General features: G+C 72.8%; 20 protein-coding genes and 1 CRISPR repeat array. Of the genes, 8 read left to right on the top strand and 12 right to left on the bottom strand.

Annotation, left to right across the window (positions count from 1 at the left end; all coding sequences use genetic code 11):
- Positions 1–180 precede the first annotated feature (180 nt).
- A complete protein-coding gene (locus ACIQMU_RS10470) occupies positions 181–1023 on the bottom strand; it encodes a helix-turn-helix domain-containing protein (protein ID WP_402688651.1) in 843 nt (280 codons plus the stop codon).
- A complete protein-coding gene (locus tag ACIQMU_RS10465) occupies positions 1020–1763 on the bottom strand; it encodes a DUF6879 family protein (protein ID WP_352243884.1) in 744 nt (247 codons plus the stop codon). Before ACIQMU_RS10465 ends, ACIQMU_RS10470 begins: the two co-directional genes overlap by 4 nt.
- A 568-nt stretch (positions 1764–2331) precedes the next feature.
- Here ACIQMU_RS10465 and ACIQMU_RS10460 point away from each other — a divergent pair.
- The 3 genes from ACIQMU_RS10460 (at position 2332) to ACIQMU_RS10450 (ending at position 5375) form a co-directional block, all read left to right on the top strand.
- Positions 2332–3435, top strand: coding sequence for a MarR family transcriptional regulator (locus ACIQMU_RS10460; RefSeq protein ID WP_402688650.1), 1104 nt, complete (start codon positions 2332–2334; stop codon positions 3433–3435).
- Positions 3436–3733: 298 nt separating this feature from the next.
- Positions 3734–4006: direct repeats of the CRISPR family, unit length 29 nt; unit sequence ATGGTCCCCGCGCACGCGGGGGTGGTCCC.
- Positions 4007–4237: 231 nt separating this feature from the next.
- A complete protein-coding gene (locus ACIQMU_RS10455) occupies positions 4238–4951 on the top strand; it encodes a class I SAM-dependent methyltransferase (RefSeq protein WP_402688649.1) in 714 nt (237 codons plus the stop codon).
- Positions 4952–4961: 10 nt separating this feature from the next.
- Positions 4962–5375 (top strand): DUF4259 domain-containing protein, encoded by a 414-nt coding sequence (locus tag ACIQMU_RS10450; protein ID WP_402688648.1) that lies wholly within the window; start codon positions 4962–4964, stop codon positions 5373–5375.
- A gap of 116 nt (positions 5376–5491) precedes the next feature.
- Here the strand turns inward: ACIQMU_RS10450 and serC are convergent, their stop codons facing one another.
- The 7 genes from serC to ACIQMU_RS10415 form a co-directional block, all read right to left on the bottom strand.
- The gene (gene serC, locus ACIQMU_RS10445; RefSeq protein WP_352243888.1) at positions 5492–6610 is read right to left on the bottom strand and encodes a phosphoserine transaminase; all 1119 of its coding nucleotides are present in this window, start codon (positions 6608–6610) and stop codon (positions 5492–5494) included.
- Between the two features lie 131 nt (positions 6611–6741).
- A complete protein-coding gene (locus ACIQMU_RS10440; protein WP_352243889.1) occupies positions 6742–7971 on the bottom strand; it encodes a cytochrome P450 in 1230 nt (409 codons plus the stop codon).
- Positions 7968–9230: a cytochrome P450 gene (locus tag ACIQMU_RS10435; RefSeq protein WP_352243890.1), complete on the bottom strand. Its 1263-nt coding sequence runs from the start codon at positions 9228–9230 to the stop codon at positions 7968–7970. Before ACIQMU_RS10435 ends, ACIQMU_RS10440 begins: the two co-directional genes overlap by 4 nt.
- Positions 9227–9871, bottom strand: a complete 645-nt coding sequence (locus ACIQMU_RS10430; RefSeq protein WP_352243891.1) for an ATP/GTP-binding protein — start codon at positions 9869–9871, stop codon at positions 9227–9229. The genes ACIQMU_RS10435 and ACIQMU_RS10430 overlap by 4 nt, the downstream gene beginning before the upstream one ends.
- Positions 9852–10223 (bottom strand): DUF742 domain-containing protein, encoded by a 372-nt coding sequence (locus ACIQMU_RS10425; protein ID WP_352243892.1) that lies wholly within the window; start codon positions 10221–10223, stop codon positions 9852–9854. Before ACIQMU_RS10425 ends, ACIQMU_RS10430 begins: the two co-directional genes overlap by 20 nt.
- Positions 10220–10639 (bottom strand): roadblock/LC7 domain-containing protein, encoded by a 420-nt coding sequence (locus ACIQMU_RS10420; protein WP_352243893.1) that lies wholly within the window; start codon positions 10637–10639, stop codon positions 10220–10222. The genes ACIQMU_RS10425 and ACIQMU_RS10420 overlap by 4 nt, the downstream gene beginning before the upstream one ends.
- On the bottom strand, positions 10636–12192 hold the full coding sequence (locus ACIQMU_RS10415; RefSeq protein WP_402688647.1) for a sensor histidine kinase: 1557 nt from the start codon (positions 12190–12192) through the stop codon (positions 10636–10638). Before ACIQMU_RS10415 ends, ACIQMU_RS10420 begins: the two co-directional genes overlap by 4 nt.
- A 489-nt stretch (positions 12193–12681) precedes the next feature.
- Between ACIQMU_RS10415 and ACIQMU_RS10410 the strand changes: the two genes are divergently transcribed.
- The gene (locus ACIQMU_RS10410) at positions 12682–15432 is read left to right on the top strand and encodes an FAD-binding and (Fe-S)-binding domain-containing protein (RefSeq protein WP_352243915.1); all 2751 of its coding nucleotides are present in this window, start codon (positions 12682–12684) and stop codon (positions 15430–15432) included.
- A gap of 190 nt (positions 15433–15622) precedes the next feature.
- On the opposite strand, the gene ACIQMU_RS10405 is transcribed toward ACIQMU_RS10410, so the two are convergent.
- Positions 15623–16507 carry a LysR family transcriptional regulator gene (locus ACIQMU_RS10405; protein WP_402688646.1) on the bottom strand — a complete coding sequence of 295 codons (885 nt, stop codon included), beginning with the start codon at positions 16505–16507 and terminating at the stop codon, positions 15623–15625.
- 263 nt (positions 16508–16770) lie between these two features.
- On the opposite strand from ACIQMU_RS10405, the gene ACIQMU_RS10400 reads away from it, so the two are divergent.
- Entirely contained in the window at positions 16771–17769 is a 999-nt protein-coding gene (locus ACIQMU_RS10400) for an EamA family transporter (protein WP_352243897.1), read from the top strand.
- A 39-nt stretch (positions 17770–17808) separates the two neighbouring features.
- Here ACIQMU_RS10400 and ACIQMU_RS10395 read toward each other — a convergent pair whose 3' ends face one another.
- On the bottom strand, positions 17809–18243 hold the full coding sequence (locus ACIQMU_RS10395) for a type II toxin-antitoxin system VapC family toxin (protein WP_402688645.1): 435 nt from the start codon (positions 18241–18243) through the stop codon (positions 17809–17811).
- Complete coding sequence (locus tag ACIQMU_RS10390; RefSeq protein WP_352243900.1) at positions 18240–18482, bottom strand: CopG family transcriptional regulator; 243 nt, start codon at positions 18480–18482, stop codon at positions 18240–18242. Before ACIQMU_RS10390 ends, ACIQMU_RS10395 begins: the two co-directional genes overlap by 4 nt.
- A 353-nt stretch (positions 18483–18835) precedes the next feature.
- Between ACIQMU_RS10390 and ACIQMU_RS10385 the strand changes: the two genes are divergently transcribed.
- Genes ACIQMU_RS10385 through ACIQMU_RS10375 form a run of 3 tightly spaced genes read left to right on the top strand, consistent with a single transcriptional unit; the run spans position 18836 to position 22973 of the window.
- Positions 18836–19642: a TIGR03084 family metal-binding protein gene (locus ACIQMU_RS10385; RefSeq protein WP_402688644.1), complete on the top strand. Its 807-nt coding sequence runs from the start codon at positions 18836–18838 to the stop codon at positions 19640–19642.
- Positions 19639–21378: an acyclic terpene utilization AtuA family protein gene (locus ACIQMU_RS10380; protein ID WP_402688643.1), complete on the top strand. Its 1740-nt coding sequence runs from the start codon at positions 19639–19641 to the stop codon at positions 21376–21378. Before ACIQMU_RS10385 ends, ACIQMU_RS10380 begins: the two co-directional genes overlap by 4 nt.
- Positions 21375–22973 (top strand): carboxyl transferase domain-containing protein, encoded by a 1599-nt coding sequence (locus tag ACIQMU_RS10375; protein ID WP_352243904.1) that lies wholly within the window; start codon positions 21375–21377, stop codon positions 22971–22973. Before ACIQMU_RS10380 ends, ACIQMU_RS10375 begins: the two co-directional genes overlap by 4 nt.
- Positions 22974–22987 lie beyond the last annotated feature (14 nt).

Below are 22987 nucleotides of genomic sequence, written 5' to 3'. Positions count from 1 at the left end.
AATCCTCCGGGGGCGACGACGGCATGGTCAGTGTTTTCATGGCTCTCCGTATCCGGCAGACGGGGCTGGCGTGACGCGTATCCGCGCGGCCATGACCAGCACGTTAGAGAGCCGATGGAGGGTCGCGGGCGGCCATTGCGCCGGATTGTCAATTCCGCTCGGCACGTTGGGCGCAATTGCCTAGGTGAGCCTCAGCGCTGCCCGCGCGCGGCGGATCAGACCTTGTGCCTGCGGGCCGTGGACCGCGGCTTCCGCCATCGCCTCCCACGCCCGCTCGTACAGGGAGATGTTCTCCTCGTCGTCGAGCCACATCTCGGTGTTGATCGTCTCGACGATCACGCGTCGGCGGTCGTAGATCCAGAACCCGTGACCTGGCGCACGACGTAGCTGCGCACCCAGAGGAACCACGCCGATCTCGACCGTGTCCAGGCCGACCAGGCCGGTGAGGCGGTCCAATTGCGCGGCCATGACGTCCTGAGGACACGTCAATACGTAGAGCGCCGCCTCCCATACGAGGAAGCGGAAAGACCTGCCTGTCTCGTACAAAGCCTCTTGCCGGCGCATGCGGGCCCGGACCGCAGCCTCGATGTCCCGGGGGACCCGGCGGAACTCGGCGTTCACCTCGAACGCGTGCCGGGCGTAGTCCGCGGTCTGGAACAGGCCGGAAATCCGGGACACTTCCATACCCCTGACGAGCCGCACGGCCGTGGTCTCCGTGATCGCCAGCTCTTGTCGGGCCCGGTGCCCTCCGGCCAGTTGTCGGCGCCACGAGCGGTACTGCGTCTCCAGTCCGACGAGTCGACCTTTCAGTTCGCTCGCCACGCCCGGTCGGCCCACCGCCCGGGCCCACTCCTCAAGGTCCGTCGCGCTGGGGGTCTGCTTCCCATTCTCCAGACGGGAGACCTTCGATCGCTGCCAGCCGAGCACCTCGGCCACGCCTTTGCCGTTGAGACCGGACTCGGTTCGCAGCTCACGGAGCCGTGCCCCGAGGGCGGCTCGCGCGGATTGGAAGTCGGTGCTCACCCGTTCGAAGCTACCGCCCCGCCGAAGTCTGCGGTACGCGTCGCGTAGTGCCAGGACGCATCCCGCGCCTGGCACGCGGCGGCTACGTCGGCCGGGTCATCACTGAGGATCACACCGAGCGTCGTGTCGTCCTCGTCGAAGACGAATCGTGCGACCAGGCGGGAGTCGAACAGCCAGAAGTCGTAGTCGGGCAGACCAAGTCCCTCAGCCATGGGCCGAGCGAGGTTACGGATGTCCTCACCGGCGGCCACGTTGCCGTGGCCGCTCGCAAGGAGGAACCGCTGCCCCTCGGTAGGGGGCTGGTCAACCAGCCGTACCCGCTCGACACGCTTCCCCTGCTCCGTCTGTTTCCGGACGTTGGCGCGCCATGAGTTGTCCGGCTCGGCGGAGATGTCCGCACCGCTCCTCCACCGTTCCCACTTCGGACTGTTGCGGTCGGAGGCGTATCCGCGCCGCGTCTCCAGCCGGAACGCGGTGTGCTTGAACTCGTGGAACAGCGGCGCGATCTCGGCGAACGCGACCATCCCCGGGGCCGTGGTGCGCGGAGCGAAGCGGACAAGGAGTTCACGCGGGACTAGCACGAACGCCTCGCTGTCCTTGACGTTGCGAAGCCGGGCCAGATGCGCTGGGTCGGTCACACGGTCGCCTTGTACGAGGATGTCGGCCGTGCCCTCGACTTCGTACAGGGTGGGGCAGTCACCGTCGTCGCTGGTGGTACCGATGAACCTGAGGCACGTCATGAGGCTCTCCATCCGCACTGATTGAAGTGACCAGGATGCGGTGGACGGCGCGAGCTTGCCGTCGGATTGCGCGAGATTGCAGATCGCCGCGGGAGACGGCCGGTTGCGCGCAATCGGTGCAACTCCCGTGTCCGGCCCGGAGGGCATCTCTCTGAAGGCACAGCTTCACTGCGCCTGGCCTGAACACCGAGCCACGTGAGAGCGTGATGTCGCGATGCCGGAACTCGAAGTCCGAAACTCCGGCTCCGAGCTTCGGGAGTAGCCACTTCACTCTTCCGGGGGTACGTGAGCGAGGCTCCGGCCCGAAGCTCGGGTGCCGGGACTCGGGCCTCGGGACGCGGGACCCGGGGTTCGAGCGCCTTCTTGAACCGGTAGGTAGATGAGGGGGTTTAGGGAAGCCTCCCCACCCCCCTGCCCTCGTCACGGCCAGCAAGTATGACTAATCGTGACAGCTTGCGGCACAGTGTCACGACTGCTTACGGTTCGAGAACCGAACGACCCCGACGCGGTGTTGGAAGCACCAGGCCGGGGTCTCACCGCAAGATCGATCACCTAGAAAGCCGATCCCGTGGCTACCCAGCAGCCTAGCTCCGCCCCGCCCGCCCCCGCACGCTCCGCCCCGTACCCGATGGCCAAGCCCGGCTACGGCAAACGCACCGCACCGGACCAACATCCGCGCGCACCGCACGACTTCGCCCTCCTGCCGACGCGCGAGCGGTATGTCGCCGGGTTCGTCGACCACCTCCCCGAGGGCGCGTCGATGAGCGTGAAGCAGCTCGCCAAGCAGCTCCCGCTCTACGGGCAACAGGCCATCTCCACCGCCCTGACAGCCCTGTCCGTCGCCGGGCACCTGCGACGCGTACGGTGCTCCGTCGGCGAAGGCGACGAGACCCGCTGGGTCTTCCGCACCTTCTGGTCCCGCACCGCCCGCGACAACGAGTGGTGGAACACCTACCTCGCCACCGAGAAGGCCACCCAGACCGTCAGCTCCACCCCGGACACCCCGGCCCCCACCACGCCGCCCCCGCCGCCGCCTTGGGTCCCTGCGGAGGAACCGTCGCCGCCCGCACCACAGGGCCCCGGTGCGGAACAGGCCCCCGACCGCCCCGCCGTGCCGCACCAACGCACCCCTTCCCAGGGGCCGGGCGGCGGGACCGCCCCGACCGTTCCGCCCGCCCCGAACACGGCCCCCGCGATGCCCCGCACCTCCGAAGCCGGCCCTTCCCCCGCCTACCTCGCCCTGGCCCGCCTCGGCCGCGACGACCACCGCCTCGCCCTCTCCGCCGCCGACTGCACCGCCCTCGAACCGCAGGCGGCCCAATGGCTCGCCCGGGGCGTCACCATCGACTACCTGACCAGCGCCCTCACCGCAGGACTCCCCGCCCAGGTGGACTCCCCCGTCGGACTCCTCCGCCGCCGCCTCACCGACAAGCTCCCACCCTGGCTGCCCACCGAGAACGCTGAACCCGCCACCTCGGCCCCACCTCGCCGCCTCCTCATGGAATGCGCCGACTGCGGCCGCCCCGGCCCCCCGGAAGCCCTCCCCGACGGCCTCTGCCACCCCTGCCGCACCACCCGCTCCCCGGCCGACGAGAGCCTGCCCGACTCTGCCGAGATCGCCGACGTCAAGGCGCACATGGCAAACCTCCGCGACCTGCTCAAGCCCGTCTGAGACCGAGAGCCACGATCAGTTCGCGCCTTCGGCCAATGGAAGCCACTTGGCAAAGCGCCTGCAAATTGGCTGAACTGACACACGGCAACCACTCGTCTCTGCGCGATCCCGGACACGACGACGAACGTCCTTCCTTTTGCGGGGACGGGATGGCTCACATGGCCGGCGAAGGGCAGAATCGCTCCTGACGTACCCGGCTTCGGGCCGGGGTGATTTGCCGTATCGAGGGGACATGTCCGTTTCTCAAGAAGTGAGTAGAAATAGCCCCTCGGGCTCATAAACCCGCAGGTCACGAACTATGGTCCCCGCGCACGCGGGGGTGGTCCCGAAGCGCTGGGCGCGGTCGCCTCGAACATCGGATGGTCCCCGCGCACGCGGGGGTGGTCCCTTCACGGCGTCCGCCCACTCGGCCGGCCGTTCATGGTCCCCGCGCACGCGGGGGTGGTCCCGCGCCGATCTCGCCCTCGTAGTCGCGGTTCACATGGTCCCCGCGCAGGCGGGGGTGGTCCCGGCCCGAAGGACTCGGTGCTGTGCGACGTGACATGGTCCCCGCGCACGCGGGGCTGGCCCCCAGGACTCGAAGAGGCCCAGGGCCCCCGGCTGTGGTCGCCCGGCGATCCGTGACCTGGCCTGGTCGCGGCGAGTGGTCCCCGCGCTCGACGAACCGGAACATGGAGAACCGGCGGGTCAGCGTCCCTCAGGGGCCGGGCATCGACGGTGGGCGTCCCGCACGCCGCACCCGGCCCGCGGCGGTGCCGCGTTGGGGTTGTGGTGTGTCGTGCCTGTCGTAGGGTTCCCGTCCATGACCGTCGAACCTGACTTCCTGCACGCCACCCGGACCTCGTACGACACCCTGGCCGCCGACTACGTGGAGTGGGCCCGCGACGAACTGGCGGCCAAGCCGCTGGAGCGCGCGCTGCTGGCGACGTTCGCCGAGCTGACGGCGGCGGGCGGCGGCGGTCTGCCGCTGGCCGACGTCGGCTGCGGCACGGGCCGGGTGACCGGGTATCTGCACGGACTCGGCCTGGGACTCGACGTGTTCGGGGTCGACCTCGCCCCCCGGATGGTGGCCATGGCGCGCGAGGAGCACCCGGGCCTGCGCTTCGAGGTGGGGTCCATGCTCGGCCTCGGCCTGCCGGACGCGTCCCTGGGCGGCCTGCTGGCCTGGTACTCGACGATCCACGTCCCGGACGAGGAACTGCCGCGCGCTTTCGCGGAGTTCCACCGGGTGCTCGCCCCGGGAGCCCATGTGCAGCTCGGCTTCCAGGTCGGCGACGAGCCGCTGCGGCTGACGGAGGCGCGAGGCATGGAGGTGTCCCTCGTCTTCCACCGGCGGCAGCCGGAGAGGATGGCCGCACTGCTGCGGGACGCGGGCCTGGAGGTCAGGTCCGTGGTGTGGCGGGAGCGGGAGACGGACGGGCCGTTCCCGGAGCGGGCGCCGCAGGGGTTCGTCCTCGCGCGCAGGCCGGCTGTCAGTGGTGGCTGTGAGGATGGGGACATCAGCACAGCGGACTGAGGGGGACGCCATGGGCGCCTGGGACATCGGCCACTTCGACAACGACACCGCGGCCGACTTCGGCGGCCGGGTCGACGACGCGGAGCCGGGGAAGAAGGCGGACGTGCTCCGTGACGTCCTGACCGCCGTCGCGGACACCGGGCCGGCGGACTATGCGGACGGCGGGGAGGAGGCGGTGGCAGCCGCCGCGCTGATCGCCGCGCGGTGTCCCGGGGGAGAGCCGGTCACCACCGCGTACGGGCCGAAGGAGCCGCTGCCGCCGCTCCCCGCCGACCTGCGCCCGCTGGCCGTCCGCGCCCTGGACCGCCTCACCGCGAAGAACGCCGAGCCGCTGGACCTGTGGGCGGACGCCGGCGCGGACCAGGAGTGGCTCGCGGGGATAGCCGCGCTGCGCGCGGTGCTGGTGGGGGCGTCGGGGGAGTGAGATGTGTGCAGGGCGCGCGGGCCGTCCGGGGGCGGTGCCACGAAGCGGAGACGGCCCGGCACACCACGCGGGTGCCGGGCCGTCTCCGTACGGTCGAGGACCGGGAGGCCGGGAGGTTACAGCTTCTCGATCACGTAGTCGACGCACGCCGTCAGTGCCTGGACGTCCGCCGGGTCGATCGCCGGGAACATCGCCACGCGCAGCTGGTTGCGGCCCAGCTTGCGGTACGGCTCGGTGTCCACGATGCCGTTGGCGCGCAGCACCTTGGCGACGGCCGCCGCGTCGATCTCGTCCGCGAAGTCGATCGTGCCGATGACCTGCGAGCGCTTCGCCGGGTCCGTGACGAACGGGGTGGCGTACTTGGACGCGTCGGCCCAGCTGTAGAGGTGGCCCGACGAAGCCGCCGTGCGGCCCGTCGTGAAGTCCAGCCCGCCCTGGGTGTTCATCCACTTCAGCTGCTCGTTCAGCAGGAAGAGCGTGGACAGCGCCGGGGTGTTGTACGTCTGGTTCTTCAGCGAGTTGTCGATCGCCGTGGGCAGCGAGAAGAACTCCGGGATGTGGCGGCCCGAGGCGTGGACCCGGGCGGCGCGCTCCAGGGCGGCCGGGGAGAACACGGCGATCCACAGGCCGCCGTCGGAGGCGAAGGACTTCTGCGGGGCGAAGTAGTAGACGTCGGACTCGGTGATGTCGACCGGCAGGCCGCCCGCGCCGGAGGTGGCGTCCACCACGACGAGCGCTCCCTCGTCGGCGCCCTCGACGCGCTTGACCGGGGCCGCGACACCGGTGGAGGTCTCGTTGTGGGTGAAGGCGTAGACGTCGACGCCCGCCTCGGCCTTCGGGTCCGGGTGGGTGCCCGGGTCTGAGGCGATGACGGTGGGGTCGGACAGCCAGGGCGCGAGCTTCGCGGCCTTGGCGAACTTCGAGGAGAACTCGCCGAAGTTCAGGTGCTGGGACTTCGACTCGATCAGACCGTGCGTCGCGACGTCCCAGAAGGCGGTGGAGCCGCCGTTGCCGAGGACGACCTCGTATCCCTCGGGGAGGGAGAAGAGGCTGCGCACACCGTCCCGTACCTCGCCGACCAGGTTCTTGACCGGGGCCTGGCGGTGGGACGTACCGAGGAGAGAGGTGCCGGTGGCGGCCAGCGCGTCGAGCGCCTCCGTCCGCACCTTGGAAGGACCGGCGCCGAAGCGTCCGTCAGCGGGCTTGATGTCAGCGGGAATCTGGATGTCGGCCACGAGACGGAGCGTAGCCCCTCGGTGGCACGGCTCAGCAACCGTGTCCGTCGGATGAGACGCCCGCCCGGCCGGTGTACGGCGTCCGGAGGGAGGGGCCCTCCGGCCCGCGCACCGGGCCGGAGGGGAGGAACCTACGCGTCGTGGCCGAACGGGCAGCCCAGCTCCACCGGCAGCTCGTACAGGTCGTTCTGCGTCACGATCGGCTTGTTCCGCAGCTCGGAGGCCGGTACCGCCAGCTCCAGTTCCGGGAACCGCTCGTACAGCGCGGGGAGCGCGATGCCCGCCTCCAGGCGGGACAGCGCCGCACCCGGGCAGACGTGCGGGCCGTGACCGAAGGCGATGTGGCGGTTCGGAGTACGGGTGGCATCGAACTCGCCGGCCGTCGGGCCGTGCTGCTCCTCGTCCCGGCCCAGCGCGCCGAACGAGACGATCAGGGCCTCGCCCTTCGGCAGCACCTTGTCGCCGACCTCGATGTCCTCCGTCGCGAAGCGGATCAGGACGTGCGAGGTGGGGGTGTTCCAGCGCAGCGTCTCCTCGATCACGCCGTCCCACCCGATCTCCCCGCTCAGCACCTTCTTGCGCTGCTCGGGGTGGGTCTGGAGCGCCTCCACGGCGTTGACGATCAGGCTGATCGTGGTCTCGTGCCCGGCGGCGATGATCAGTTGCAGCGTGTTGACGATCTCCTCGTCGCTGAGGTGGTCGCCGTTCTCGGAGGCCGCGATCAGGGCGCTGGTCAGGTCGTCGCCCGGGTTCGCCCGCTTGGAGTCGACGATCTTCGTGAAGAGGGCCCCGAGGTCCGCCATCATCTGCGGGACCTCCTCCGGCGGCGTCTGCGTCGAGAAGAACTTCTCGAACAGCTCCTTCAGCCGGGGGTGGTCCGCCGCGTCCACGCCCATCAGCTCGCTGATCACGTTCATGGGGAGGGGGTAGGCGAACTCGGCCTTCAGGTCCACCGGCTGCCCGGCCGGGAGGGCGGCCAGCCTCTCCAGGCTCGCGTTCGTGAGCGCCTCGATGCCGGCGCGCAGCCGCTCGACCCGCTTCACGGTGAGGGCCTGCGCCACCAGCGTACGGAGTCGGCGGTGGTCCGCCCCGTCGACCGTCAGCATCGAGCGGCCCGGGTTGGCCAGGCCGATCAGCGGCCAGTCCATCGGTATCTCGCCGCGCTGCCAGGCGCCCCAGACGTTGATGTCCTTGACGACGCGGCTGTCGGTGAGCAGCGCGCGGGCCTCCGCGTGGCGGGTGACCGCGTAGACGTGCACTCCGCCCGGCAGCTCCACCTCGGCCAGCGGGCCGGCCGCCCGCAGCGCGGCGCTCTCGCCGTCGAGGTCGGTGACGAACGGGTCGAGCGCGATGCGGGTCATGCGGGGCCTCCGAAGCTTCCGGGTCTTCCGACGGCGGGCGTGGGCGTGAAGATCACCGGCAGCTCGGTCAGTCCGCGCAGCCATGGTGACGGGCGGCGGGTGAGCTGTTCGGCGGGGATGGCGAGGTCCACGTCCGGCAGCCGGTCGAGCAGGACCTCGATGCCGGTACGGGCGATGACCTCGGCGGTCTCCTGGGCCGGGAACGGGCAGCGGTGCTCGCCGTGGCCGAAGGAGAGGAAGGCGTTGTTGCCGCCGGTCAGCGCCGACGCGTGGGTGCGCACCTGCGGATCGCCGTTGGCGGCGGCGATGCCCAGGAGCAGCAGGTCGCCGGCGCGGACGTGCCGGCCGCCGAGGTGGGTGTCGCGGGCGGCCCAGCGGCCGGCCACGTTCTGGGTGGGGGTGTCCTCCCAGAGGACCTCGTTCATCGCCTCGGCGACGCTGTGCCGGCCGCCCGAGAGGGAGGCGGCGAACCGGTCGTCCGTCAGCATCAGGCGCAGTGAGTTGCCCATCCAGTCGGCGGTCGGCTGGTGACCGGCCGCCATCATGACCATGAGGTCCTGGACGATCTCCTCGTCGGTGAAGCCGCCGGGGTCGGCGATCATCCGGCTGGCGACGTCGTCACCGGGCTCGGCGTGCTTGTCGGCGATCAGCTGGAACATCGAGGAGCCCAGGTGCTGCTGGCCGGCGAGTGCCCGCTCCCGGCCGTCGATCATGTCGTTGAGGGAGTCGGCCAGCGGGTGGGCGTGCTCGTCGGAGAAGCCGTAGATCCTGGCGAGGACGAGGGCGGGCAGCAGTTTGGCGTAGTCGGCGATGATGTCGACCGAGCCCCTGGTGCTGAACCGGTCGATCAGCCCGTCCGCGAACTCCTCCGCGTACCGCTTCAGGGAGAACGGGTCGACGCCCTCCAGCGCGTTGCTGATCATCATGGCGCGGACGCTGTGGCGCTCGCCGACCGTGTAGAGGATCGAGGGCTGCCTGCGCCCGATCATCGGCAGCAGCGGCCAGTCGTCCGGGATGCGGTCCCACTGGTTCCACAGTTCGGAGTCGCGGCTGAAGAGGACGGGGTCGCCGGTGACCTGGTGCAGTTCGCGGTAGCCGAGGACGAGCCAGGCGGGTACGTCGCCCTCCAGCACGACCGGGGCGAGTGCCCCGTGGTCGCGCCGCATGTCCCGGTAGAGCTGGACCGGGTCGATCTGGAAGCGGGGCCCCGACAGGGGGACGGAGCCGTGGGTGACGGGGCAGCCGGAGACAGGGGTCACGGGGCGGGCTCCGGGGTCGGGCCGGCCGCCGCCAGGGCCGCCTCGGGGGCGCGGAGGCGGGCGGCGGAGAGCGCGGCGAGGTGCTCGACGAGCGTGATGAGCACGTACTTGCTGGACGAGCGGTCGCGGGCGTCGCACTCGACCAGCGGGACGTCCTCCGAGAGGTCCAGGGCCTCCCGGATCTGCTGTTCGCTGTGGAGCGGGCCGCCGAAGTCGTTGCACGCCACGATGAACGGCGTGCCGTGGTGCTCCAGGCGGTCGATGGCGTACCAGGAGTCGGCGAGCCGCCGGGTGTCGACGAGGACGACCGCGCCGAGCGTGCCGGAGAACAGCCGGTCCCACAGGAACCAGAACCGCTCCTGTCCGGGCGCGCCGAAGAGGTAGAGCACCGAGCGTGCGTCCAGGGTGATGCGGCCGAAGTCGAACGCCACCGTGGTGGACGTCTTGGCCTGGATGCCGTCGAGGTGGTCGACGGCCTCGCCCGCGCGGGTCATGGTCTCCTCCGTGTTGAGCGGACGGATCTCGCTCACGGATCGGACCATGGTGGTCTTGCCGACCCCGAAGCCGCCGACGACAACGATCTTGAGTCCGTTGTCGGCCGTCGCGCTCAGGGCGGCGCGGTCAGAGGTTGCGGAGTCCAACGAGCACCTGTTCCAGGATGTCGGGGTCGGGGAGCCGGTCCGCGACACGGGCTGTACGGGGGTGGCGGGCGCTGATCCGGCTGGTGTCGAGCAGGTCGCACAGCATGATGCGGACGATGCTGACCGGCAGGTTCAGGCTCGCGGCGATTTCGACGACGGCGGTGGGGCCCTGGCACATCCGCAGGATCGCGACGTGTTCGGACTGCATCCCGGGGGCCGGGTCGCACTCGGCGACGACGAGCGTCACCAGGTCGAAGGCGGCGGAGTCGGAGCGGCTGCGGCCCCCGGTGAGGGTGTACAGCCGGTCCGGATCGTCGTCGCGGCCCGGTCGGGGGCGGGGCGCCGTCGTCATACGGCCGGGGCCTCGGCGGGTTCGCGCGGCGGCGCGACGAGGTGTTCGCCGAGCTGCTCGACGAGCTCGCTCATGTTGTGGCCGACGAGGCCCACGTCGGATTCCTCGTCGGCGACGACGGCCAGGTGCGCCCCGGCCCCCGCCTCGACGATGAACAGCACGCCGCCGTAGAACTCGGCCATCGCGGACCGTACGCCGCCGGTGCCGTCACCGAACTCGATGGACGCGCCGTGCGAGAGGCTCTGGATACCGGCGGATATCGCGGCCAGCTGGTCGGCCTGGTCGACGGACAGCTCGGGGGTGCGGCACAGCTTCAGTCCGTCGCGGGACAGGACGAGGGCGTGGCGGGTACCGGGGGTCCGGTCGAGCAGCCCCTCCAGCAGCCAGTTGAGCTTCTCGTCGGTGGTCGCGGTCATCGGGTGTTGCCTTCCGGGTGCGGGGAGTTGGCTCGTACCGCCTTGCTGAAGGTACTGAAGCGCGCTGCCTGGACCTTCGGGTCGGTGGTACGGGCCCGGGGGGTTTCGGCTCCGCCGGGGGCGGCGTTGCCGGTACGGGACTCGGCGGCGGCCAGCGTGCGGCCGCGGCGGCGCTTGGGCAGGCCGCTCTCGCCGAACGCGGGTACGGCGCCGGTGGACTCGGACTCCGAATCCGCCGAGGAGCCCGAGGGCTCCGGCTCCGCCGCCGGGGTCAGGGGCGCGGAGGCGTCGTCCTCGGACAGGGACCGGGCCGCGGGGGCGGCGTCGGCGGTGTCCGTTCCGGCGGCCGAGGCGTGCGAGGGCTCCGGCTCGGCGGGCGCCGTGAGGGCGGCCGGGGCGGTGGCCGCCGGGACCGTCGGCGCCGGAGCGGGCGCCCGCGAGATGAGGTCCTGGGGGAGCATCATCAGCGCGCCGGTGCCGCCGCGGGCGGACGGCCGGAAGGACACGGTCAGGCCGTGCTTGCGGGCCAGCCGGCCGACGACGGCGAGTCCGAGGCGGGTGCCGGAGAGGTTGGTGAGGTCCTGGTTCTCGGCGGAGACCGCCTTCTCGGCGCGGCGCAGCTGCACCTCGCTCATGACGAGCCCGCTGTCCTCGACGGTGATGACGATGCCCGCCGGGACCTCCTCCACGTACACGTGGACCTCGGCGGTGGGCGGCGAGAAGTTGGCAGCGTTGTCGAGGAGCTCGGCGAGCGCGTGCATGACGCCCTCGGCCGCGTGACCGGCGATGGCGACGTCGCTGGTGGAGTGCAGGCGGACCCGCTGGTAGCTGCCGATCCGGCCCATCGCGCCGCGCAGGATCGACTCCATGACGATCGGCTTCGCCCAGCGCCGGCCGGAGCGGGCCCCGGTGAGCACGGCGATGGAGTCGGCGAGGCGGCCCGCCTGGGCGGTGCGGTGGTCCAGGTGGAGCAGGTCCCCGAGCACGGACTCGTCGGAGTGCCGGTGCTCCATCTCGCGGAGGTCGGCCAGCATGCTGGTGGCCAGCGCCTGCATCCGCCCCGCCGCGTTGGCGCAGGCGGCGACGGCGGCGGAGCGCTCGGCCTCGGCACGGGTGGCGCGGGCGGTCAGCCGGTCGACGGTGACGGTGAGGCGGGCCTGCTCGGCTGCGGCGTGCGCGGCGATCCGCTCCTGCTCGGCGCGGGAGTCGGCGACGACCCGGGCGGTCTCGGCGGAGGCGGCGCCCTTGATCCGGGCGGTCTCGGCGGTGAAGCGCTGGGCCTCGGCCGCGGAGGCCGAGACCAGGCGGGAGGTCTCGGCGGTGAAGCGCTGGGCGTCGGCGGCCCGCGCGGCGCGCAGCGACCTGGCGGTCCCCAGGGTGTGGACGGTGACGGCCACGCAGACGCTCAGCAGCACGGCGGCTGCTCCCGCGCCCCAGGCCAGCGGTGTCCGTGCCGCGTCGGGGGCCGCGGCGACGCCCCACAGGGTCAGCGTGCCGGTTGCGGCTGCCGTGATCAGCAGGGCGAGTGCGGTGGGCCGGTGTGAGGGGCGCAATCGGAGTCCTCGGTGGCGGACGGTGCGGGACGGTATGGGGAGGTGCGGGGGTGGGCGGACTATGTGGGGATGTGTGGAGATGTGTGCGAACCGGGCGAATCCGACTGGGTGAATTCAGGACAGTTCGTCACGGGTATGGGCGATCCAGCGCAACTGGAGCTGACAGTTCCTGCGCAAGTCTTGGTCACTATAGGAGACTTGACGGTCTGTTTGGGAAGATCTTGTGGGCTTTTTTGTACGGCTTACGTGCTTTGATCCGCCCGCATCCCAAGAGTTCACCTGTAGCGCAGGCATGCTGAGAGCATGGCCGAACACCATCGATCGCCCAGAGGGCCGCGTACCGGAACCCCCGGCGGGCCGGGCGGCGGACCGCTTCCCGCACAGCCGGCCGGGCGCCCCGCCGCACCACCCCCTGACTTCGTCGCCGCGCTGCGCTCCGCCGTGCGCGGCGCGAGCGACTTCGGGGCGGGCGCCCGGGCGCTGACGACGATGGACGCCTCCAACTACCGCCGCGTCCCGCTCGGCGTGCTCGCCCCGCGCGACGCCGACGACATCGCCGCCGCCCTCGCCGTCTGCCGGGAGCACGGGGTCCCGGTGGTGGCGCGCGGCGGCGGCACCTCCATCGCGGGGCAGGCCACCGGCACCGGTCTCGTCCTCGACCTCACCCGCCATCTGCGCGCGATCCTCGACCTGGACCCGGCCGCCCGCACCGCCGTCGTCCAGCCCGGCGTGATCCTGGACGACCTGCGGAACGCCGCCGCGCCCCACGGCCTGACCTTCGGCCCCGACCCCTCCACCCACAGCCGCTGCACCCTCGGCGGGATGATCGGCAACAACTCCTGCGGCGCGCACTCGGTGGCCTGGGGCACGACGGCGGACAACGTGCGGGAGCTGTCGGTGCTCCGGTACGGGGGCCAGGCGCTGCGCCTGGCACAGGGGGCACGGTGGGAGGACGGGAGGGGACCCGAGGGCGTGCGCGAACTGATCGCCTCCCACCTCGCCCTCCTGCGCACCGGCTACCCCGGCCTCCCGCGCCGCATCTCCGGGTACGCGCTCGACGCCCTGCTGCCCGAACACCCCGGCGGCCCCGACCCCGTCCGGGCGTTCTGCGGCAGCGAGGGCACCCTCGGCGTCGTCACGGAGGCCACCGTGCGCCTGGTCGAGGCGCCGCGCGCCCGCGCCCTGGCCGTCCTCGGGTACGCCGACGAGTCCGACGCCGCCGACGCCGCCCCGGGCCTCCTGCCGTACCGCCCGCTCACCGTCGAGGGCATGGCCGCCGACCTCGTCACCGCGGCGGCCGGACTGCCGCGCGGGGCCGCCTGGCTGTTCGTCGAGACCGGCGGCGGCACCCCGGCCGAAGCGAAGGAGCACGCCGAACGCGTCCTGCGGGCAGCCGGCGCGGTGGACGGGGCCGTCGTCACGGACCCGGCCGGGCAGCGGGCCCTGTGGCGCATCCGCGAGGACGCCGCCGGGACCGCCACCCGGATGCCCGACGGCAGTGAGGCGTGGCCCGGCTGGGAGGACTGCGCGGTGCCGCCCGCCCGGCTCGGCGCGTACCTCCGCGACTTCCGGGCCCTCCTCGCCGAACACGGCTTGCGCGGCGCCCCGTACGGCCACTTCGGCGACGGCTGCGTCCACGTCCGTATCGACTTCGACCTGATCAGCGCGGAGGGGGTGGCCCGCTTCCGCCGGTTCTCCGAGGAGACGGCCGATCTCGTCGTCGCGCACGGCGGCTCCCTCAGCGGCGAGCACGGCGACGGCCAGGCGCGCGCGGAGCTGCTGCCCCGGATGTACGGGGACGAACTCGTCGCCCTCTTCGGCCGCTACAAGGACCTGTGGGACCCGGACTGCGGCCTCAACCCCGGCATCCTCGCCCGCCCCGCCCCCCTCGACGCGAACCTCCGCTTCGCCGTCCTCCCGAAGAACCCGGTGGACGTGGAGTTCGGCTACCCCCAGGACGGCGGGGACTTCGCCGGCGCGGTGCGCCGCTGCGTCGGCGTCGCCAAGTGCCGGACGACGGAGACGGCCGGCGCGGGCGTCATGTGCCCCTCCTTCCGGGTGACCGGCGAAGAGGCCCACTCGACCCGTGGGCGGGCCCGGCTGCTGCACGAGATGCTGGCGGGCGAGGTCATCACGGACGGCTGGCGCAGCGAGGAGGTCCGGGACGCCCTCGACCTCTGCCTCTCCTGCAAGGGCTGTCGCGGCGACTGCCCGGTGGGCGTCGACATGGCCACGTACAAGGCGGAGTTCCTGTACCACCACTACCGGGGCCGCCTCCGCCCCGCCGCCCACTACGCGATGGGCCGGCTCCCGCGCCGGCTGCGCCTGGCCGCCCCCCTCGCCCGGCCGCTCAACGCGCTGGCCCGGCAGCGGCCCCTCGCCGCGCTCGCCAAACGGCTGGCGGGGATCGCGCCCGAGCGGGCGCTCCCGGTACTGGCGACGGAGACGTACAGCCGGTGGCTGCTCCGCCGCCGGGGGAAGGAGACGCGGAACCTCTCCCCGGACCGGGCGGTGGCGCTCTGGGCGGACACCTTCACCGAGCACCTGTCGCCGCAGGTGGGCCGGGCGGCCGTCCGGGTCCTGGAGGAGGCGACGGGGCGTACGGTGCTGCCGCCCCCGCGCGGAGTGTGCTGCGGCCTGACGTACGTGTCGACGGGCCAGCTCGACGCGGCACGCCGGGTGATGCGCCGCACCCTGGACCGCCTCTGCCTCCCACCCGGCCACCCGCTCGTCGTCCTCGAACCGAGCTGCGCCGCCACGCTCCGCACCGACCTGCCCGAACTCCTCCCCGACGACCCGCGCGCCGCCGAACTGGCCTCGTCCGTGCGGACGTTCGCCCAGTATCTGGAGGAGTACGCCCCCGACTGGGCCCCGCCCCGCCTGGACCGCCCGGTCGCCGGCCAGACGCACTGCCACCAGCACGCGGTCCTCGGCGACGCGGCGGAGCGCAGGCTGCTCGAACGCATGGGGCTGACCGGTGAACTCAGCGGCGGCTGCTGCGGGCTCGCCGGGAACTTCGGCTTCGAGAAGGGGCACTGGGAGGTGTCCGTCGCCTGCGCGGAGGAGCAACTGCTCCCCGCCGTACGGGACGCGGCGCCCGGGACGGAACTCCTCGCGGACGGCTTCTCCTGCCGCACGCAGCTCGACCAGCTGGCCGGACGGCGGGCCCGGCACCTCGCGGAGGTCCTTGCGGAGGCCATCGGGGACGCCGTCGGGGAGGGGCCGGGCCCCGGCGCCTGAGCCGGGGGGATCAGCGGGTAGGGAAGGGCCGGGCGGGAGGCCCGAAGGCGTCTGCGGTGCCGGTCACGAGGTCGGTACCGGTCCGGTGCGTCCGGCCGAACTCCCGTACGCCCGGCCCCCGCATGCCGCCCGGACCTCGTTCGCCGCCCGAGCACGGCCCGTGCCCCGCCCGACGACTCGTCCGCGCGACTCACCCGTCCCGCGCGACGATCTCGCGGGCCAGGGCGGCCAGCCGGGGAAGGGCGGGATGGCCGGGGGCGTCGCGGCGCGCGAGGAGGACCGGGACGTCCGGTGCGTCGTCGAGCGGGACGTAGGCGACCCCCGCGTGCGGGTGCAGGTCCGCGGTCGAGGCGGTGGACACCCCGCTGCCGCGGCCGGCGGCGATGGCGGTGAGCCAGTCGTCGGTGTTCTTGACGGTGAGGGTGGCGGCCGGACGGGCGTGCGGCGGCCACAGGCCGAGGGTGGTGGTGCCGGAGACGGTGTTGAGGACGACGGGGCCGTCCGCGAGATCGGCGAGAGCCAGCGAGGCCCGCCCCGCGAGCGGCCCGTCCGCGGTCACCGCCGCCACCCGCGCCTCGGTGAACAGCACCTCGGCGACCAGCCCCGGCGCGTCCACGGGTCCCCGCAGCAGCGCCGCGTCGACCTCGCCCCGGGTCAGGCCGGCCGTGCGGTCGTCGATCCGGAGCAGTTCCAGCGGCGTCCCCGGGTGCCGCTCCTGCCAGCTCCGCAGCAGCGGCGTGGTGTACGGCCCGAACGCGGACCAGGCGTGCCCGAGCCGCAGTGGCCAGGTGCGCAGCCGCCCGGGGGCGAGGGCCTCGTCGAAGGCGGCGACCGCGGCGGCGGCCTTGTCGCGGAAGGCGACGCCGTCGGGGGTCAGGGCGAGGTGGTGGGTGGAGCGGTCGACGAGCCGGACGCCCAGGTGCCGCTCCAGCGCCGCGAGGGTGCGGGACACGGCGGGCTGGGTCAGCCGGAGGCGGGCGGCGGCGCGCGTGATGTTGAGCTCCTCGGCGACCGCGAGGAAGGCCCGCAGATGCCGGAGTTCCACGGGGCGGCCGGTGGGGGGTCCCTCGTTCATGCGTGGGAAGCATAACGGGAGCGTGTCCGGCATTTCACGGAACGCGCGGACGTCCTTACGGTGAAGGGAAACCGGTGGCGGGGCAGTGCGTCTTCCCGTACTGTCCAGTCCATTGGAGTGTACCGGCCCGGTGGGTCTGGCCCCGGAAGGGAATCCGGGCCCGGCCCACTCCCGGCTTCCTCCATCCCGCTCCCCTCCATCCCGCTCACCCCCTCCCCGCCCCGCGCCTCCCCGCCCCGCCCCGCTCTCCCGGAAGGTCCCCCGTGAACGACCACCGCAGCGCCGCCGAACCGGCCGCCGCAGCCGTCGCCGTGCCCGAAGCGGTACCGGCACTCGAAAGCGCCGGTGTGGACGTGGGAGGCCAGGGGGGCGCCGGCGCGGGCGCCCCCGCCGCACCGGCCGGGGCCGGCCGGCGGGCGGCCCTGACGCCGATCGTGCTGGTGGTCGCCGGCGGCCTGTCCGTCCAGTTCGGCTCGGCCGTCGCGGCGCTCCTGATGCCCAAGGCGGGCGCGCTGGGCGTCGTCACCCTGCGCCTGGCCGCCGCCGCGCTGATCCTGCTGGTGATCTGCCGTCCGAAACTGCGCGGTCACTCGCGTGCCGACTGGGGCACGGTGCTCGCCTTCGGCATCGCGATGGGCGGCATGAACACGCTCTTCTACCAGGCGCTGGACCGGATTCCGCTCGGCATCGCCGTCACCCTGGAGGTGCTCGGCCCGCTGGCCCTCTCGGTGTTCGTCTCCCGCCGCCTGATCAACCTCGTGTGGGCGGGCCTCGCCCTCATCGGCGTCGTCCTGCTGGGCGGCGGCGGCTTCGACCGCCTCGACCCGGTCGGTGCGGCGTACGCCCTGGGGGCCGGGGCGATGTGGGCGGCGTACATCGTGTTCAGCGCCCGCACCGGCCGCCGCTTCCCGCAGGCGGACGGGCTGGCGCTGGCGATGGTGGTCGCCGCGGTCCTCTCGCTGCCGCTGGGCGTCATGGAGTCCGGGGCGAAGCTCGCGGTCCCCTCCACCCTGGCGCTCGGCGCGGCGGTGGCGGTGCTCAGCTCCGTCCTCCCGTACACCCTGGAGCTGATGGCCCTGCGCCGGCTGCCCGCGTCCACGTTCGCCGTGATGATGAGCCTGGAGCCGGCCATCGCCGCCGGCGCGGGCTTCCTGATTCTGGACCAGGCCCTCTCCACGACGGACGCCCTCGCCATCGCCCTGGTCATCGGGGCCAGTGTCGGCGCGGTGCGCAGCCGGGCGGGCGGACGCCGCGAGGGGTGAGCCCACTCGGGACGTGAGCCGCGCGCCCGGGCCGGGCCCTCAGTCGTCGGCGGGCAGGATCCGGAAGGCGTTCAGTCCGGGAGTCAGTGGTGACATGGCCCGGAAGTCGCGCTGGTCCAAGGTGAAGATGCGGTCGGTCCGGTACCGGTCGGCGAGGACCACGCCGACCGCGTCGGCCAGGTCGAGCCGCAGCCCTTCGTACTTCTGCCGGACTTCCTGGGCGGTACGCAGATCCGCGAGTCTTAGTTCGGCGAGGCGGTACTGCCCGTCATCCATACGGCTGTTCAGCGCCTCCATCACCTGCATGGCCGCAGGGAATCCCAGGTCGCGGTGGACCAGGTGGTCCAGCTCGGTGACGACCAGGGGGGAGATGGCGAGCCTCTCGTTCTCCAGGATCCTGGCCGCCTTCGAGTGCTCTGCCTGTGCGGCGTCGAAAGCGGCGTAGAGGGCTGAGGGGTCGGCGACGATGATCAACGACGTGCGGTCCGTTCTTTGATGTGCTCGTACACCGAGTCGTCCATCTCGTCAGGGGTGCGGGAGCGTCCGCTGTCGAAGACGGGCAGTTCCCGGGTGCGCTTCGGCCGCTCCGCGCTGTCCAGCAGCAAGGCGATGCTCCGCCGGATGAGCTCGGCCTTGCTGACGCCGGTCGCGGAGGACTCGGCATCCAGTCGCGCTTCCAGTTCTTCCGGAAGGTACACGGTCGTCTTTATCATGCCCTCGAATTTACCACCCTGCCCTACGTAGGGCAGGGTGGTGCCGCAGGTCTGGGGACTGCCCGGGAAGTCCAGGACCCTGTCACTCGCGGGCCCGGAGTGGGAAGCGGACATCCGTCAGCTCCTCCGACACGGCCGGGGCGCGCGGTACTACCCGGTAGGGGGTCGCGCGCCGGACGGGCTCAGCGCGTGCGCCTCACTTGTCGCACGGGCGGCCGAGGTGCCGACGGGTGGCGCGGGCGGGTGACGGGTTGGGCGGGCGACCGGCAGGAAAATCATGCAGGCATGCTTGATTGTTTCCTGGTGCGCTGCCATGCTCCTGGGCACCACACCCGGTCCCGAGGGGAGCGCACGTGTCCGCTGCCGCAGCCGTGATCGACGATCTGCGCGATGAGAGCGACGAACTCGACGCCCTGGTAAGTGCGTTGGACGGACCGGGCTGGCGCGGCCCGACGCCCGCCGAGCGGTGGACCGTCGCCCACCAGATCGCCCACCTCCACTGGACCGACGAGGTCGCGCTGCTGGCGGCCACCGAGCCGGACCGGTTCGGCGACGAGGTGACCAGGGCCCTGGCCGCCCCGGAGTCCTTCGTCGACGAGGCGGCCGACGCCATGGTCGCCGCGCACGCCCCGGACGCCCTGCTCGCCCGGTGGCGGGAGGCGCGGCGGCGGCTCCACGAGGTCCTGCGGAACGCCCCGGCCGGTACCCGCATCCCCTGGTACGGGCCCCCGATGAGCGTCGCGTCCATGGCGACGGCCCGGCTCATGGAGACCTGGGCGCACGGCCAGGACGTCGCCGACGCCCTGGGCGTGACCCGGGCTCCCACCACCCGGCTCCGGCACGTGGCGCGGATCGGCGTACGGTCCCGGGACTACGCCTACGCGGTGCGCGGGATCACCGCTCCCGAGGAGGAGTTCCGCGTCGAGCTCCACACCCCCGAGGGCGAGGTGATCGCGTACGGGCCGCAGGGCGCCCCCCAGCGCGTCACCGGCCCGCTCCTGGACTTCTGCCTCCTGGTCACCCAGCGCGCCCACCGGTCCGACCTCGCGGTCACCGCCGAGGGCCGGGCGGCCGACCAGTGGCTCGGCATCGCCCAGGCGTTCGCCGGGCCCCCCGGACCGGGCCGCCTGCCCCGCGCGGAGCGGGACGGTGACCGGTGAACGCCGCCCCCGGACCCGCGCCGCTGCGCGTCGGCAACGCCTCCGGCTTCTACGGCGACCGCTTCGACGCGCTCCGCGAGATGCTCACCGGCGGCCCCCTCGACGTCGTCACCGGCGACTACCTCGCCGAGCTGACCATGCTCATCCTCGGCCGGAGCCGCCTCAAGGACCCGGCGAAGGGCTACGCCTCCACCTTCCTGCGCCAGCTGGAGGAGGGGCTCGGGCTCGCCCATGAGCGCGGGGTGAAGATCGTCACCAACGCCGGCGGGCTCAACCCGGCCGGACTCGCGGACGCCGTGCGGCAGTTGGCGGACAAGGCCGGAATCCCGGTCGCCGTCGCGCATGTCGAGGGTGACGGCCTGCCCGTCCCGGACGGGTTCCTCACCGCCAACGCCTACCTCGGCGGCTCCGGGATCGCCGCCTGCCTGCGGGCCGGGGCCGATGTCGTCGTCACCGGCCGGGTCACCGACGCGGCCCTGGTCACCGGGCCCGCCGCCGCCCACTTCGGCTGGGGCCCGGACGACCTGGACGCGCTCGCGGGGGCCGTCGTCGCCGGGCACGTCCTGGAGTGCGGTACCCAGGCGACCGGCGGGAACTACGCGTTCTTCGGCGAGCACGACGCCCGCCTCCTGCGCCGCCCCGGCTTCCCCCTCGCCGAGATCCATGCCGACGGCACCTCGGTCATCACCAAGCACGCTGGCACGGGCGGGGTCGTCGACGTCGGCACCGTCACCGCCCAACTCCTGTACGAGACCGGCGGAGCCCGGTACACGGGCCCCGACGTCACCGCCCGCCTCGACACCGTACGGCTCACCCAGGACGGGCCCGACCGGGTCCGCGTCGACGGCGTACGCGGCGAGGCCCCGCCGCCCACCCTCAAGGCCGGACTCACCCGGCTCGGCGGCTGGCGCAACGAGGTCGTCTTCGTCCTCACCGGCCTGGACATCGAGGCCAAGGCGGACCTGGTGAAGGACCAGTTCGCCGACGCCCTGGAACGGGGCGGCGGCCGCCCGCCCGCCGAGGTGCGCTGGGAGACGGCCCGCACCGAGCACCCCGACGCGGACACCGAGGAGCGGGCCAGTGCCCTGCTGCGGCTCGTCGTCCGCGACCAGGACGCCGGCACCGTCGGCCGGGCGGTCTCCGGGGCGGCCGTGGAGCTGGCCCTCGGCAGCTACCCCGGCTTCCATGTCACCGCCCCGCCCGGAAAGGGCGCGCCCTACGGGGTGTTCGAGGCACGCCCCGTACCGGCGGGGGACGTCGAGCACACCGCCGTACTGCCGGACGGCCGGAGAGCGGTCCTCGCCCCGCCCTCCCGGACCCAGGAGCCGACGGACGTGGACGATCCACCGCTTCCCGAGCCGTACCCCGCCACGCCCACCCGCCGTGCCCCCCTCGGCCTGATCGCCGGCGCCCGCAGCGGCGACAAGGGCGGCGACGCCAACGTGGGCGTCTGGGTGCGCGACGACGACGCCTGGCGGTGGCTCGCGCACGAACTGACCGTCGCACGGCTGAGGGAACTCCTGCCGGAGACCGCCCCGCTGACCGTCGTACGCCACGTCCTGCCCAACCTCCGCGCCCTCAACTTCACCGTCCACGGGCTGCTGGGCGAGGGTGTCGCCGCCCAGGCCCGGTTCGACCCGCAGGCCAAGGCGCTGGGGGAGTGGCTGCGCTCCCGGTCGCTTCCCGTCCCCGTACCGCTGCTGGAAGGCGTCCCCCTCCCGGAGGTGACCGCATGACCGTCCTGCCCACCGGGCTCGACACCCAAGGCCCCGAGTACACGGCCCACCGCACCACCATGCTGGCGAAGCTCGCGGAGCTGGACGCCGAGCACGCCAAGGCGCTGGCGGGCGGCGGCGAGAAGTACCTCGCCCGGCACCGGGGGCGCGGCAAGCTCCCCGCCCGCGAGCGGATCGAACTGCTCGTCGACCCCGACACCCCGTTCCTGGAGCTGTCGCCGCTGGCCGCCTGGGGCAGCGATTACGCCGTCGGGGCCTCGCTCGTCACCGGGATCGGGGTGGTGGAGGGCGTCGAGTGCCTGATCACCGCCAACGACCCGACCGTGCGCGGGGGCGCCTCGAACCCCTGGACCCTGAAGAAGGCCCTGCGCGCCAACGAGATCGCCTTCGCCAACCGGCTCCCCTGCGTCAGCCTGGTCGAGTCGGGCGGCGCCGACCTGCCGTCCCAGAAGGAGATCTTCATCCCGGGCGGCGCACTGTTCCGCGACATCACCCGGCTCTCCGCCGCCGGAATCCCCACCGTGGCCGTCGTGTTCGGCAACTCGACCGCCGGCGGAGCGTACGTCCCCGGGATGTCCGACCACACCGTGATGATCAAGGAACGGTCCAAGGTCTTCCTCGGCGGACCGCCCCTGGTGAAGATGGCCACCGGCGAGGAGAGCGACGACGAGTCCCTCGGCGGGGCCGAGATGCACGCCCGTACCTCCGGGCTCGCCGACCACTTCGCCGTCGATGAGCAGGACGCGATCCGCCAGGCCCGGCGGATCGTCGCCCGGCTCAACTGGCGCAAAGCACATGCCGATCCGGGCCCCGCGGAGCCGCCGAAATACGACGAGGACGAGCTGCTCGGCATCGTGCCGGGCGACCTGAAGGCGCCCTTCGACCCGCGCGAGGTCATCGCCCGCCTGGTCGACGGCTCGGACTTCGACGCCTTCAAACCGCTGTACGGGGCGAGCCTGGTCACCGGCTGGGCGCGGCTGCACGGCTATCCGGTCGGCATCCTCGCCAACGCCCAGGGCGTGCTGTTCAGCGAGGAGTCGCAGAAGGCCGCCCAGTTCATCCAGTTGGCGAACCAGCGCGACATCCCGCTCCTCTTCCTCCACAACACCACCGGTTACATGGTCGGCAAGGAGTACGAACAGGGCGGCATCATCAAGCACGGCGCGATGATGATCAACGCGGTCGCCAACTCGAAGGTCCCGCACCTGTCGGTCCTGATGGGGGCCTCGTACGGGGCCGGCCACTACGGCATGTGCGGACGCGCCTACGACCCGCGCTTCCTCTTCGCCTGGCCGGGCAGCAAATCCGCCGTCATGGGCCCGCAGCAGCTCGCCGGGGTCCTCTCCATCGTCGCCCGCGCCTCCGCCGCCGCGAAGGGGCAGCCGTACGACGACGAGGCGGACGCGGGACTGCGGGCCATGGTGGAACAGCAGATCGAGGCCGAGTCGCTCCCCGTGTTCCTGTCCGGGCGGCTGTACGACGACGGGGTCATCGACCCCCGCGACACCCGCACCATCCTCGGCATGTGCCTGTCCGCGATCCACACCGCACCGTTCGAGGGCGCCCGCGGCGGCTTCGGCGTCTTCCGAATGTGAGGGCCGGATGACCA

Origin of the sequence: Streptomyces sp. NPDC091649 (assembly GCF_044756785.1) — a bacterium.
Lineage (GTDB): Bacteria > Actinomycetota > Actinomycetes > Streptomycetales > Streptomycetaceae > Streptomyces.
Note: the sequence above shows the minus strand (reverse complement) of the source record. Positions and strands in the feature narration are given on the sequence as shown.